Origin of the sequence: Alteromonas sp. 1_MG-2023 (assembly GCF_030547075.1) — a bacterium.
In the GTDB taxonomy this organism is placed as follows: domain Bacteria; phylum Pseudomonadota; class Gammaproteobacteria; order Enterobacterales; family Alteromonadaceae; genus Alteromonas.
The window spans coordinates 84423-99542 of the sequence record NZ_JAUOQH010000006.1; the positions used below are offsets into that span (position 1 = coordinate 84423).

Here is a 15120-nt window from a genome sequence, read left to right on the forward strand (position 1 = left end):
ACAGGTTTTTAAAAACGTAAAAATAGACGGTAGAAAATACTACCGCGACCACCTAACCAGGAGAATTCATGAAAGCACCACTACTAACCTTATCCCCAATAGCCATTGCAATGCTTGGTCTAATGGCTTGTTCACCCGCACCTGAGACAAGTAAAACAACCCCACAACCAGCCCCAGCAGTAGAAACTGAAAGCCAAACTGATTCAGCACGAGTTAATGCTTTTTTTGAACGCACTTTCGAAGAAGATCTTAAAAGCTCGCCTATGTTTCAAAGCTATCTAGGCATTAAGTGGGACTACGACAAGTGGAATGATGTTTCTGAAGAGCAAAAAGAAAAAGACATTGCTAAAGCCAAAAATCGCCTAGAAACCATTGAAAGTTTCGATATGTCTAAGCTGAGCGAACAAGAGAAATTAAGCCTTCGTTTATATAAGTTAGGTATTGAAAGAGACTTAGCTAACGATGAATTTCGTCATCACAGCTATGTAGTACACCAATTTCGTGCCGCCCATACCCAAGTGCCTAGCTTCTTAATTAATATTCATGGGGTAAAAAGCAAAGAGGACGCCCAAGCCTACATTAGCCGTTTAGACAATGTGAGCGAGTACTTCAAACAAGTTATCGAACAGATGAAGCTTCGTGAGCAAGCTGGCGTATTTCCCCCTGCTTGGGCTTATGAGCAAATGATTGAGGCATCACAAAACGTAGTTACTGGCGCGCCGTTTGATACCAGTGATACGCCTTCAACCATTTGGGAAGACTTCAATGCCAAGGTCGATAACCTTGAGCTTGATGATGTAGAGAAAACCACCCTACTAGGTGAAGCAAAAGCCGCGCTAGTTACGTCTGTAATGCCGGCTTACAAAGACTTTATTCAAGAATTAGAACATCAAAAAACTATTACCCCTGAAGGTGACGGTGTATGGCGCTTGCCTGATGGCGATAAGTGGTATCAAAACCGCTTAAGCTGGTTTACTACCACCGATTTAACCGCTGATGAAGTGCATCAAATAGGTCTTGATAATGTAGAACGTATTCATGCTGCTATGCGCGACATTATGAAAAAGGTGGAGTTTGAGGGCACGTTGCAAGAGTTCTTCGTTTTCATGCGTGAAGATGAGCAATTCTACCTTCCTGCTACCGACGCCGGACGTCAGCAGTATTTAGATGATGCAACGAAAGCCATTGACGATATGCGCGAAGCACTGCCAGATTACTTTGGCATTCTTCCTAAAGCGCCTATGGTAGTTAAACGTGTTGAGGCATTCCGCGAGCAATCAGCAGGAAAGGCTTTTTACCAGAGCCCTGCACAAGATGGCAGCCGCCCGGGTACCTATTACGCAAACCTTTACGACATGAGCGCAATGCCAACTTATCAGTTGGAAGCATTGGCTTATCATGAAGGTATTCCAGGTCACCACATGCAGCGTGCAATTGCACAAGAACTTGAGGGTGTGCCTCAGTTTCAAAAATTCCTAAGCTTTACGGCTTACACCGAAGGTTGGGGACTGTATACCGAAGAGCTCGCTAAAGATATGGGCTTCTACCAAGACCCTTACTCTGACTTTGGGCGCCTTGCGATGGAATTATGGCGCGCATGCCGGTTGGTGGTTGATACCGGTATTCATGCTAAAAAGTGGAGCCGCGAAGAAGCTGTTACTTACTTAGTTAAAAATACCCCTAACCCTAAATACGATGCGCAAAAAGCCATTGAGCGTTATATCGCTATGCCGGGTCAGGCCACAGCCTACATGATTGGTAAGCTTAAAATTATGGAGCTACGAGAAAAAGCCATGACTGAGTTAGGTGATAACTTTGACTGGGCCGGTTTCCATGATGAAGTGCTTAAGCATGGCCCTGTTCCACTTTCAATCTTAGAAGAAAATATTAATACCTGGATAGCCAGTAAGAAAGCGAGCTAGCAACGAATAAAATAGCGTGCGCTATTATTAAACGCTTTCGTTATTAAATCCGCGCTAAACGCGATTTAACACACGCCAGTAATAAAACTTAAAGCAGCCTTAAGGATAAACCTTCCGGCTGCTTTTTTGTGTCATAATTAATAAAATTAGAAAAATGTCGGATTTTTTATGTTTGCACGAAATAGATCTGGAAGCAGTCGGGTCTTATCCAACATGAAAGCAAAACACAAACGATACGAAGCGCTCGTCAATGCGTTTCACGCAGATATATTTCGCTATGCATACTGGCTGGTTAAAGACCGCTCGGTTGCGGAAGATATTGTGCAGGAAACCTTTTTAAGAGCATGGCGCTCACTCGACTCACTCAACGATGAAAAGGCGGCCAAGTCATGGTTGATTACCATATTACGCCGTGAGAATGCCCGTCGCTTTGAACGTAAGCAATTCGATACTGTCGATATTGATGATGTGTCGGTGCATGACGAAACCCAGGATGCAGAAGGCGATGTGCAAGACAGAGAACTTCATCGTCTATTAGGTGGGCTAAGTGACGAATACCGAGAGCCCCTTGTTTTACAACTTATATTTGGGTTTAGCGGTGATGAAATATCGCAGCAACTGAATTTAAATAAAAATACCGTGATGACGCGATTATTTCGAGCAAGAAACCAATTGAGAGAGGCGTTAGAAAGGCAAAATGAACAGAGAGGTCAGGCAAATGGATGAATTAGAATTTAGGCGTCGAATTTACGCCGATCCAGAAACCACTGACAGTGATGTTATCGCCGCAGCGAAAGCTGATGAAAGCAAACGCAAGTTCTGGAATGAACAAAAGCAATTCGATAAGCAGTTAAAGCAAGCTGTAAAAGTAGATGTGCCTGAAGATTTAAAGCACAAGCTTATTTGGCAGCAATCTGCGAATGAATTTGCAAGCTATCAGAAGCGAAGTCGCTGGTATGTGGCGATGGCCGCAAGCATTGCCTTTACCGTGGGAATTGGTTTTACCATGTGGTATCACCAACCTGTCAGTATTGGCGGGCAAGCACTTGCGCATATGCAATACGCAGAGACTGAGCGAGCGCATACGTTACTTCCTGTAGATTTAGAGCAAGTGAATGCAAAACTAGCCAGCTTTGGTGGCAGCTTCACAGACATGATTGGTGATGTTGAAGTGGTTAACTACTGTCACTTAAGTACAGTAAGAAGCTTGCATCTTATTGTTGATACCCCGCAAGGTAAGATGTCAGTGTTTATCGTGCCCGAGCGCGGTGATGTAAGAGTACCGGCTGAGTTTGAAGATAAGCAATACCATGGCGAAAGCATAAAAATGCATCACGCTAATATTATGGTGGTTGGTAATAAAGACGTAGACTTAAGTGAAATGAAAAAAGCGGTTACCGACAGAATTCACTTCTCTGCTTAAGTGATTTTGTAGGTATAAGCTAAGTGATACTGGCTTAGGTCATACTTGTTTAAATGATACTCGCTAAATTGTACTTGTTATACCCCCTTTTATCGGCCCTTGCGGCCGATTTTTTATACTTTTGTATAAGATAAAATAACTTTATCTGGTGCCGGATATTCAAACACTGTCCCGTTTACTTTATACTATTGTCTAATAATAATAACATTTGGTTTCGTTTTTTCTGCCCTAGAAGTCATTCTAGCGGTATAAAGAAACGAGTATTACCCTATGAATATACGCTTTAGCTGTGCGTTTTGGCACCATCTGCATCTCTCATTGAATTTGCAGAAACCTCTTTTCTGCCTTGTCGCAGTACTCATTTCACTTGCTCCTTTACATGCCTTTGCTAATAACACCAATAATGTTAGTGATGCAGAGAAGTTTCGCCAATTCGGCAATCTTGTTAATACCGTCATGTATATGTGGAATACCCCTTATGGGCTCACCAACGAAGAGATACTTACCCGAGTTGAAGCTAGCGGTATAGAGAATGATTCAACTCAAATGGGCACCGTAATTCGCGCAGTGCTTGTTGAGATAGCGAAAAGCGACACCCCCTCTGCGCCAAAATTTCCATTGGTTTCAGACTCCCTTCCGTTTAATGCTGATTGGGAATATCTAAAAAAAGTTAATTTAAGACGTTACGTAGCGTTAAAGGCCATATTTATTCTATCGCTAGCAGCTAATAAATATCCCGAAATAAGCGAGCGCTTAAAGCAAAGCATTCCTCTACTTTACAAATTGAAACTAGAGACGCTCGATACTGCAGATCATAAAGCCGTTGCCATAGCTAGCATGTGGCTTGCTCAAGAGTATTTAGAGTTAAATCTGACACGAGCTGTCGTTGAACTCGAATACGCCCTCCCCTATATCAGCGACTATGACGAAAATTACGCGCTTGAAACAACACTTCACAAACGCCTAGGACACTTGTTGTTATCAGAAGCCTACATGAATCTTAACGCTCCCTACAAAGCCCTTTCGCATCAGAAAGCCGCATTAAACGATAGTAAAAATAACAATAATATTGATGCCTACAAATTTTCGGGAATTGTAACCGCACTCAACCGACTAGACCGATTTGAAGAAGCTGAAGTCTTGGCTCAAGAAGCACAGCAGGTTGCTAAAGATGCTGGGAGCATTCAACAAGAATTGTACAGCTTGTGGCTCAGGGTAAGTGTGTACCTACACAAAGGTGATGAGAGTGATAAGCAACAAATAGCATTACTAACTCGAAATTTATCTAAGTTTGAAAATGTAACGCTTCCTGCCGATTTACCGCCCGCTAAACATTTTTTAGAAACGGCTCGCTCGGCAATAGTGGATACAGAAAAAGATTTTAAGGATTCGCTGAACGCATTTATTGCAACAATGGAACGTCGAGCCAGCAGATCTTCTTATAGTTCCACTATTTTACTAAATCAACACCGAGATTTAAGAGATTTTTATAACTTGAGGGGAGATTTTGAAAAAGCTTTTTACCATCAGAAAAAGTATGAACATCTCTTGAATCAGCCTCAAGGCTACTCCCAACAAATGGACGAATTAGTCATTGATTCGCCTTTGCGACGAGATATCACCATCAATAAATTGCAAGAGATGGCGCGATTAAAAGACAAACAAAACTTAAAATTAAAAGCCGATAGATTTCAGGCCCTCGCTTTTGCCTTGATTGCCGTACTGTCGACCTTTTTACTCTTTTGGTTTTGGCGCCGTCAGCGTTCTCGCGCGAAAGCCAGTGAGTTTGATTTTTTAACTGGCGCATTAATCCGCAAAGCCATGTTTAAAGCCATAGCTAAACCTATGTCTACTAAAGTGAGCTCATGCCTAGTCCTTATCGACTTAGATCACTTCAAGCGAATTAACGATAGATACGGGCATGTGGTAGGTGACGAAGTGCTTTCAAAGTTTGGCGGCTTTGTACGCCAGCGAATTAGAAAAACCGATAAATTTTGCCGATATGGTGGTGAAGAGTTCCTCTTATATTTACACGATACAACAGAGGAAAATGCCAATGCCTTACTTGAAGATATAAAGAAGTCGATAGAAAGCCATCGTGAATGGTCGGCGACTGAAGCTACTTTTAGTGCCAGCTTTTCTGCAGGCGTTATTCAAGTCAAGGGAGAGCGGAACATCAATAAGATTATAAAGGCTTGCGATAACTTACTCTACCGCGCTAAAAGCAATGGAAGAGGTAAAATAGAAACCATGTCCTTCCCCGCTTATCTTAACGAACAGATGTAAATATACCTAAAGCCGGTGACTAAAGTGGGATATCTAAGATTAATCAAAATATTCAAAACTTTATCTGGCCACTCTCGTACACAAACTAGACAAGCATAATGACTTACGTAGAGAGTCTTTGCTATTGATGATAGCATTGCATGAAAAAACATAGGGAATTTATATGGCTACGGGTACGATCATTTCATTGGGGCTCTACTTTGCTGTTATGCTGGGTATTGGCCTTTTCGCTTACCGCCAAACAGATACAAATGTAGAAGGCTACATGCTAGGTGGCCGGCAACTCGGTCCAGCCGTAACTGCATTATCAGCCGGTGCATCAGACATGAGCGGATGGATGCTCATGGGACTTCCCGGTGCAATGTATGTTTCAGGCCTTTCAGCTGCGTGGATAGCGGTGGGGCTTGTTCTTGGCGCATTCGCAAATTATATCTTAGTTGCACCTCGCCTAAGGGTTTATACCGAGGTTGCCAATAACTCTATTACTCTCCCTGATTATTTTGAAAACCGCTTCGCTGATAATTCTCGTTTGCTCCGTGTCATCGCATCAGTTGTTATTGTCGTCTTCTTTACCCTTTATACCTCTTCAGGCGTAGTGGCTGGCGGGAAGCTATTTGAAACCTCATTCGGCCTTACTTACGAAACTGGATTATATGTTACCGCAGGCGTAGTGGTTGCTTACACACTGGTAGGCGGTTTTATGGCGGTGAGCATGACCGACTTCGTGCAAGGCTGCATTATGTTTGTATCCTTAATATTAGTGCCCGCCGTGGTTATTACTGAACTTGGTGGTATAGGCGCATCTATTGATGCCTTGGACACTATCAACCCTGCCCTCTTCGATGCATTTATGGATGCATCTACCAATGAGGCTATCTCGGTTATTGGTATCATATCTCTGATGTCTTGGGGTGTGGGTTATTTCGGACAGCCACATATTATAGTGCGATTTATGGCAATTCGCTCTGTTGAAGATATTCCAACCGCACGCAGAATTGGTATGAGTTGGATGATTGTTTCTATTATTGGCGCATTAATGACAGGTTTATTCGGCTTAGCTTATGTCACCGCGAATGGAAACAGTATCGATCCAGAAACGATATTTATTTATCTTTCACAAATTTTGTTCCACCCACTTATTGGCGGCTTCCTTTTAGCGGCTATTTTAGCTGCCATTATGAGTACCATTTCATCTCAGTTACTAGTGACTTCAAGCTCACTAACCAGTGATTTCTATCAAGCGTTTGTTCGCCGTGATGCGACTGACAAAGAGTTGGTAATAGCGGGCCGCGTAAGTGTTGTTGCAGTGGCATTAGTGGCTATCTTCTTAGCGTATGACAGGGACAGCAGCATTCTTGATTTAGTCAGTAATGCATGGGCAGGCTTTGGTGCTGCATTTGGCCCACTGGTTTTGTTCAGCTTGTTCAAACGAGAAATGACTCGTCGTGCAGCCCTTGGCGGCATGATTGTGGGTGCGGTTACCGTATTATTATGGATTTATCTACCAATCACTATTGACGGCGAATCGTTAGGAAGCTGGATGTATGAGATTGTTCCAGGGTTCATTCTATCTAGTCTGACCATTATAATATTAAGCAAATCAGGTACGCCTCGAGAAGGGGTGCTTGAAACCTTCGATGCGTTTCAAAAGAAACTTGAATCACATAGATAGTCGATAGGAAATTATATAAAGCCCCGTCTTACGGGGCTTTTTTGTAGGTTTCATTCGTTACCAATTGCACTATTTTCTGACAAATAGAGTATGTAACGCTGGCGACCTTTGGCTGAAAACTCGGCGCTTATGCCAAAATTATATGACAGTTTTATTTCTTGGAATAAGGCAGCTATTTTAAATAGCTAAATCGCATACTACATTAGTAATTAAATGTGTTATTGTTCTATGCATAAAAATAACTCGTATATAACTTAATCTTATATAACATAAATCGGACTCGAAAATGACTGCAAGTATCCCGTCTGTTACGCATCTGAAACAACTCGAAGCCGAGAGTATTCAAATTTTCCGTGAAGTTGCTGCGGAATTTGATAATCCGGTCATGCTTTATTCTGTCGGAAAAGACTCTTCGGTATTGTTACATTTAGCGCGCAAAGCTTTTGCCCCAGGTAAAATTCCATTTCCTTTACTTCACGTAGACACTACGTGGAAATTCCAAGAAATGATTGAGTTTCGTGACCAACAAGCTAAGAAGCATGGTTTCGATCTGTTAGTACACATTAATGAAGAAGGTGTTGAGCAAGGTGTTGGTCCATTCTCGCATGGTTCAGCAAAACACACTGATATCATGAAAACGGCCGCACTTAAGCAAGCGTTAAACAAATATAAGTTTGATGCAGCCTTTGGTGGTGCACGTCGTGACGAAGAAAAATCTCGTGCAAAAGAGCGTGTTTATTCGTTCCGTGATAGCAACCACCGTTGGGATCCTAAAAACCAACGCCCTGAGCTTTGGAACATTTACAATTCTCAAGTTAACCCAGGTGAAAGCATTCGTGTATTCCCAATGTCCAACTGGACTGAGCTTGATATCTGGCAATACATCTACCTAGAAAACATCGACATTCCTCAGCTTTATTTGTCGAAGCCTCGCCCTGTTGTTGAGCGTGATGGTGTATTGATTATGGTTGACGACGAACGTATGCCAATGAACGAAGGCGAAACGCCTGAAATGCGTTCAGTACGTTTCCGTACCCTTGGGTGTTACCCATTAACAGGTGCTGTCGAATCTACTGCGGCTACCTTGCCAGAAGTTATTCAAGAAATGCTACTGACCAAAACTTCCGAGCGTCAAGGCCGCGTGATTGATCACGATAGCTCTGGCTCTATGGAGAAAAAGAAAATGGAAGGGTATTTCTAATGGCCACCGACAACGTTGTTTGGCATAAGCATGAGGTGAATAAAACCACCCGCGCTGCAAAGCTGAATCAATCGCCTCGCGTGTTCTGGCTTACTGGCCTAAGTGGTTCTGGTAAGTCGACTCTGGCCAACTTGCTTGAGAAAAAACTTCACGAGCAAGCCAAGCACACTTACCTATTAGACGGTGACAATGTGCGTCATGGCTTATGTGGCGACTTGGGCTTTAGCGATAAAGACCGTGTAGAAAATATTCGCAGAATCAGTGAAGTTGCAAAACTGTTTGTTGATTCTGGCACGCTGGTTTTAACAGCGTTCATCTCTCCTTTTAAAGCAGATCGCGACTACTGTCGTGGCCTTTTAGAAGACGGCGAATTCGTTGAAGTGTTTATCGACACACCTATCGAAGTGTGCGAAAAGCGCGATCCAAAAGGGCTTTATAAGAAAGCGCGTAGCGGTGAGATTAAAGATTTCACTGGTATCGACTCTGCTTATGAAGCACCGGAAAAGCCTGAGATACATTTAACGTATCAGGATGAACCTGCTGAGCAAACTGCAGAGCGCTTATATGCGTTACTGCAAGAAAAAGGACTTGTGTAATGGCCCAGGCTAATACAATGACTAATACACTGGCACAAACCATTCTTCGCATTGCTAAAGAAGCAGGCGATAAAATAATGGCGATTTACGATAAAGATTTCGCCATTTATGAAAAACAAGATACCAGTCCGTTAACCGAAGCAGACTTAGCGGCGCATAACGTAATTGTTGATGCCCTTGAAAAAGAATCTGACCTTCCTATTTTATCGGAAGAATCGGCAGATATTTCATGGGATGAACGCAAGCAATGGCAGTCTTACTGGCTTGTTGACCCATTAGATGGCACGAAAGAATTCATCAAAAAGAATGGTGAGTTCACAGTAAATATTGCGTTGATTGAAGACGGCAAACCTACGATGGGTGTAGTGTACGCACCAGCACTTAACAAAAGTTATGTAGGCATTGTGGGTGAAGGCGCATGGACTGAAGTAAACGGCGAATTTACTGCTATATCTGCACGTAAGCACGATGGTGCTGAAGTATGGAAAATAGTAGGCAGCCGCTCTCACCAAAGCCCTGAAATTCAAAATTTACTTTCCCAACTTGAAGGTGAAACTGAATTAGTGGCCATGGGGAGTTCATTGAAACTATGCCTAGTGGCGGAAGGTGAAGCCCACCTTTACCCTCGTTTAGGCCCCACATCTGAATGGGATACAGGCGCAGCCCATGCTGTAGCCCTAGCTGCAGGTGCTAACGTAACTGTGCTAGACCCGAACGATCCGTTAAATGACAACGCCGACGCTCTTACTTACAACCAAAAAGAGTCTGTGTTAAACCCCTTTTTCCTTGTGAGCGCATAACATGAACAACGAAAACAATTTATTAAAGCAAGACATACTGTCTTACCTTGAGCAACACGAACAAAAAGACATGCTACGTTTCCTTACATGCGGAAGCGTTGATGACGGTAAAAGTACCCTAATCGGTCGCCTACTTCATGATTCAAAAATGATTTATGAAGACCAACTTGCTGCAATTACTAAAGACAGCAAAAAATCAGGTACTACTGGTGAGAAAGTCGATTTAGCCTTATTGGTTGATGGCCTTCAGTCAGAACGTGAGCAAGGTATTACGATTGACGTAGCGTACCGCTACTTCTCTACTGATAAGCGTAAGTTTATTATTGCAGATACTCCAGGGCATGAGCAGTACACACGTAACATGGTAACTGGTGCATCTACGTGCGACCTTGCCATCATTCTTGTTGACGCCCGTGGCGGTGTAAAAGTACAGACTAAACGTCACTCGTTCCTAGTATCTTTGTTAGGTATTAAGCACGTTATTGTTGCTATCAACAAAATGGACTTGATGGATTACTCTGAAGAAGTGTACAACCAGATTCAGCAAGACTACCTGAAATTTGCAGAACAATTGGATATTCCAGATATTCAATTCGTACCGCTTTCAGCTCTTGAAGGTGACAACGTAGTAAACGTGAGCGAACACACACCATGGTTCGATGGTATTCCGCTTATGCAGATGCTAGAGAACACGAAAATTGGTGAAGACGATAATCATGATGATTTCCGTTTCCCTGTTCAGTACGTGAACCGCCCTAACCTAGATTTTCGTGGGTTTGCGGGTACGGTTGTATCTGGTCAAATTGAACCAGGCGACGAAGTAACTGCACTTCCTTCTGGAAAAACGTCGAAAGTAAAATCGATTGTGACTTTTGAAGGCGACCAAGAGCGTGCTTATGTACCTCAAGCGGTTACCCTTACACTGGAAGATGAAATTGATATTTCACGTGGCGACATGATTGTTAAATCAGGTAACTTGCCACTACTTTCTACCCAGTTTAAAACACATTTGGTATGGATGGACGAAGAGCCACTTATGCCAAACAAGCAGTTCTTGTTTAAGTTTGCGACTAAGTCGACGACAGGTGTTGTGTCTCATATCGATAACTCAATTGATGTGAACACCCTTGAAGAAAAAGACGCTATGCACCTTAACTTGAATGAAATTGGTGTGGTAGATGTGAAATTTACTCAAACCGTAGCGTGCGACCCGTACAAACGTAACCGCCCTACTGGTTCTTTCATCGTTATTGATCGCATGACTAACAGCACTGTTGGTGCAGGTATGATCATTGATGAACTTGCTAAAGATGCACAACACGCTTCTCCAGACTTCTCAGAGTTTGAATTAGAGTTTAATGCGCTAGTACGGAAGCACTTCCCTCATTGGAGCGCTGTGGACATTAGCAAGCTGTAAAAGCAGGACTGGAAAATATATGGATATTAACCAGTTTATCGTGCTGGCGATTTTCGCCAGCACGATTTTTGCGCTGATTTTTTCGAATCAGCGCCCGTCTACTGTTTTTTCAGGCGCCGTGTTATTACTAGTGGTTTCACAACAATTGTCACTTGATGACATTTTGTTGAATTTAACCAACAAAGGGTTAATCACTCTTGTCTTGCTGCTGTTAGTCAGTAGCGCAATAGACAAAACTGCGTTAATAAAGCGTATTGGTAGAAAACTAGTAAGTACCAGTTTCTCTAAGTCGTATTGGAAACTGTTTTCACTCACCTTTATTTCATCAGCGCTGTTAAACAATACCGCTATAGTGGCCAGTCTTATAGGGCCTATAAAGCAAAATCAATATCACCCCGCCTCGCGCTTACTTATTCCGCTTTCTTATGCCGCTATACTCGGTGGAACGGTGACCTTAATTGGTACTTCGACCAACCTAATTGTAGATAGCTTTTTACAAGAGCATGGCCACCCTGGGTTCAACTTTTTTGACTTCACATTATATGGGCTAGTTGCCGGTTTAAGCTGCGGTGTACTCATGTTTGTACTTACGCCATTGCTGCCTAATATTGCAAATAAAAATGCCAACTACCAAGAGTACATGGTGGAAGCAAAAGTAAATTCGGGCTCGGAGTTAATTGGTAAAACGGTAGAACAGAATCATCTACGTAACTTGCCTGAGTTATTTTTAGTTGAAGTGGTTCGTGATGGGAATCTTATTTCACCTGTAAGCCCAGATTTGGTAATTGCAGAGAATGACAAACTTATCTTTACCGGTAATGTGCAAAAGCTTGATAACTTAAGCCATATAAAAGGGTTAACCACCTTTGCTGAAACCGACGGTATTTTGCGTGAAAGCTTAACCGAAGTAGTGGTAGCAAACCGTGCCCAAATCATTGGTCAAACCATTAAGAACCTCGGTTTTAGAGCTTTGTTTGATTCGGCCGTCGTGGCTATTCGTCGTGACGGCGAGCAACTATCAGGTAAGCTAGGTGAAATAAAGCTAAAAGCAGGTGATTTTCTGTTGCTTGCCGCAGGGCCAGATTTCAACACTCGCCAAAATTTAAGTAAAAACTTCTTTATATTGTCTGAGCAAAAAATCTCTCGCCCGTTAACCAACCGCCAAGAATGGATAACCCTTGGTGGTTTCCTGACTGTAGTGACCTTAGCCGCGGCAGATATTATTTCACTCGCGATAGGCCTGTTGTTTTTGGCGGCCGTGCTGATTGGCTCTAAGGTAACGAACAACGGTGAGATGAAGCGTAATTTACCGCTGAACCTTATTATTGTAATAGTTGGGGCGTTAAGTCTTGCTACCTCTCTTGAATCATCAGGAGTTATTGCCATATCAACTGCGCAGTTAATTCCATATTTGGCCGATACCGACTGGTTTATTGCGTTAATCGTGGTGTATTTTACTACCTTACTGCTAACGGAATTTGTGACCAACAACGCCGCTGCTGCGCTCATGTTCCCGTTTGCGTATGGATTAGTTGAAATTATAGGCGCACCGCTAATGCCATTCGCGTTAGCAGTTGCCTTTGCAGCAAGTGCCAGCTTTATATCGCCGTTTGGATACCAAACTAACTTGTTGGTGTTTAATGCGGCCAATTATAAGTTTAGCCACTTCATCCGAATAGGGCTACCTATCTCGCTGCTGTATAGCGCTATAGTACTTTGCTTATTAAACTTAACTTATTTACGTTAGGAAAGCATAACGATCAATGAGTTAAGTAAGTAGCTTAGCCATTAACTAAATTAGAGACAAAGCTAATTCCGTTATTAAGAGGCCAGTATTTTACTAATACTGGCTTTTTTGTATGTGGAGTGTGTCGAACTGCGTTGCTTGAAGCGGTACAAACGCTTTATATCTGCTTTACGCGAATTTACTCATTATTAAACCCGTTTTACCAAAAACATGGTCTATTGTTTAACCATAACCTGTACTTAGCTTCGCGATATCAGTAACCTAGGAAAATCTAATATATAATTTTCTTGGAGCAATGGATGCATTCCGTATCAAACCCTTTTCAAGCGTGTAACGATATTTTCTTTCGACCCAACGGTGTATTTAACGCCGTGGGAGAAAAAAATAATTGGAGCTGGATCCCGTTTATCATCGTCATGATGATTACGTTGGCTTCTCAATATTTGTACGTAAACTTCGTTGATATTGAATGGTTCGCTAATATTAATATTGCAGCTCAAGAAGCCATGAGTCCGGCAGAAGAAGACCAAATGAGAGCGTTTTTCAACAGAAACACGCTAATGATTTCTCAGTTAATTGGGGCTTTTATTGGGCTAATTGTTGTTAATGCTATTTTCGCGCTGTATTTAAATTTGACCACCCGTAGCGATGACAGCCATGTTTTTGGCTACACAGATTGGTATGGTTTTACTTGGTGGGTGTCTATGCCTTACGTATTAACGGGCCTGATTTCGGCAGCGCTGATCATGTTATCAGGTGATCACCAAATATCTCCCGCCATACTCGCTCCCCTATCGCTGTCTTACGCGTTAGGGTTGGAGATGTCGTCGCCGTGGTTTGCATTCGCTCAAGCTATTCGTATTGAGCTGTTTTGGACTATCTATCTCACCATGGTAGGAATTACTCAGTGGACCTCATTCTCAACGAAAAAAGCAGCGATAATTGCTACTGCCCCTTACGTAATCATTTACGGCATTTGGGCAGTAATAGCGCTTATCTAATACCCGTCGTCATAGGATATAGTGAGCTTGTGATATCAAGCTATTGTGTCTTTATGACGGTCTTTTATGCTGTTCCTTTATGTCGTTCTTTATCGGAAGAACAATCATGCAAAGGTAGCTGAATAGAAGGTTTCGCTCCCTGCCTAAGGGGGCGAAAATACTCGCTGTTGTTATAAAAAGCGGTATCTTGCTTATTAAACCAATTAGGTACACCTAATAAGGGAATAGGCTTTAGTAACGGTGATTTGTTAAAGGCATCAAGTTTAGCAATTCGATTCACTAGCGCTTTATCTACCTCGGCACGTTGCTGCCAATACGACATCTCGCTAAACCCTTTAGGCACACTGACTGCCAACCACTTCCCCGTTAAACCAATAAAAGGTGATAGCATCATTTCAAGGTTTGCATGACCAAAAATAAAGGGGGTTATATGGGCTCCCCACTCATGCCTATGGGTAACAAAACTATCAACCCAGTGATGCTGAGCTAGCGCATGTAATAGCTGGTTTGATTTATCTTCATCACCTGCTTCTAATGCAAGCACCAACCCACATTCATCAAAATGCGTAATGCGGTTTCGTCGCTCGGTCCTAGGGTGAGCTCCATATTGCGCAATATCTTGCATATGTAACTTATTCAGCAGTGCTTTTGTGGCAGGAAACTGTATCCAAATAAGCGCGTTAAACAGATCGTGCCAGCTATTTTCTCGGGTAGGTACACAGTTATCCTCGGCGATAATTTCTTCATAATACCGAGTGTCATTCTCATAACTGCTTTTTTCTGCACTTTTATCACTATTAAAAAGCTCCCCTTGCGCGATAAAAACAGGTCCTTGCCACTGTGACTGAAACACTTCACGTAACCGGTTTAGTCTCGCCGCGGTAGGAAATTCTGCTTCATCTAATAACCTTAACTCGGTTAACAAAGTATGTACTGGCGAAGAAGCATGGGATTGAATGTGGTGTTTACACCAAGGAGTAACAGGTATTGGCATACTTAATATTGGTTCATCTAAAGGTTTTCTCTATACTGGGCAACATTGTAGAGCAAACAGA

Annotated in this window: 12 protein-coding genes; 11 read left to right on the plus strand and 1 reads right to left on the minus strand. The window is 42.6% G+C overall.

The window, feature by feature from the left end; translation table 11 throughout:
- Positions 1 to 68: 68 nt before the first annotated feature.
- The 11 genes from Q4561_RS08455 (at position 69) to Q4561_RS08505 (ending at position 14065) form a co-directional block, all read left to right on the plus strand.
- Complete coding sequence (locus Q4561_RS08455) at positions 69 to 1922, plus strand: DUF885 family protein (RefSeq protein ID WP_303459164.1); 1854 nt, start codon at positions 69 to 71, stop codon at positions 1920 to 1922.
- A gap of 168 nt (positions 1923 to 2090) precedes the next feature.
- Entirely contained in the window at positions 2091 to 2648 is a 558-nt protein-coding gene (locus tag Q4561_RS08460) for a sigma-70 family RNA polymerase sigma factor (RefSeq protein WP_129737289.1), read from the plus strand.
- Complete coding sequence (locus Q4561_RS08465; RefSeq protein WP_303459168.1) at positions 2641 to 3345, plus strand: DUF3379 family protein; 705 nt, start codon at positions 2641 to 2643, stop codon at positions 3343 to 3345. Before Q4561_RS08460 ends, Q4561_RS08465 begins: the two co-directional genes overlap by 8 nt.
- A 270-nt stretch (positions 3346 to 3615) precedes the next feature.
- On the plus strand, positions 3616 to 5631 hold the full coding sequence (locus Q4561_RS08470; protein WP_303459169.1) for a GGDEF domain-containing protein: 2016 nt from the start codon (positions 3616 to 3618) through the stop codon (positions 5629 to 5631).
- A gap of 163 nt (positions 5632 to 5794) precedes the next feature.
- Entirely contained in the window at positions 5795 to 7303 is a 1509-nt protein-coding gene (gene putP / locus Q4561_RS08475; RefSeq protein ID WP_303459170.1) for a sodium/proline symporter PutP, read from the plus strand.
- Between the two features lie 286 nt (positions 7304 to 7589).
- Positions 7590 to 8504 carry a sulfate adenylyltransferase subunit CysD gene (cysD, locus tag Q4561_RS08480; protein ID WP_013784935.1) on the plus strand — a complete coding sequence of 305 codons (915 nt, stop codon included), beginning with the start codon at positions 7590 to 7592 and terminating at the stop codon, positions 8502 to 8504.
- Positions 8504 to 9100, plus strand: coding sequence for an adenylyl-sulfate kinase (gene cysC / locus Q4561_RS08485; RefSeq protein ID WP_057793062.1), 597 nt, complete (start codon positions 8504 to 8506; stop codon positions 9098 to 9100). Before cysD ends, cysC begins: the two co-directional genes overlap by 1 nt.
- 17 nt (positions 9101 to 9117) lie before the next feature.
- Positions 9118 to 9900: a 3'(2'),5'-bisphosphate nucleotidase CysQ gene (cysQ, locus tag Q4561_RS08490; protein ID WP_218395421.1), complete on the plus strand. Its 783-nt coding sequence runs from the start codon at positions 9118 to 9120 to the stop codon at positions 9898 to 9900.
- A 1-nt stretch (position 9901) separates the two neighbouring features.
- Positions 9902 to 11317: a sulfate adenylyltransferase subunit CysN gene (gene cysN / locus Q4561_RS08495; protein WP_303459176.1), complete on the plus strand. Its 1416-nt coding sequence runs from the start codon at positions 9902 to 9904 to the stop codon at positions 11315 to 11317.
- A 19-nt stretch (positions 11318 to 11336) separates the two neighbouring features.
- A complete protein-coding gene (locus Q4561_RS08500; RefSeq protein WP_303459179.1) occupies positions 11337 to 13064 on the plus strand; it encodes an SLC13 family permease in 1728 nt (575 codons plus the stop codon).
- Between the two features lie 299 nt (positions 13065 to 13363).
- Positions 13364 to 14065 (plus strand): YIP1 family protein, encoded by a 702-nt coding sequence (locus Q4561_RS08505; protein WP_303459182.1) that lies wholly within the window; start codon positions 13364 to 13366, stop codon positions 14063 to 14065.
- Between the two features lie 64 nt (positions 14066 to 14129).
- Here Q4561_RS08505 and Q4561_RS08510 read toward each other — a convergent pair whose 3' ends face one another.
- The gene (locus Q4561_RS08510) at positions 14130 to 15059 is read right to left on the minus strand and encodes a DUF3025 domain-containing protein (protein ID WP_303459184.1); all 930 of its coding nucleotides are present in this window, start codon (positions 15057 to 15059) and stop codon (positions 14130 to 14132) included.
- Positions 15060 to 15120: the final 61 nt, after the last annotated feature.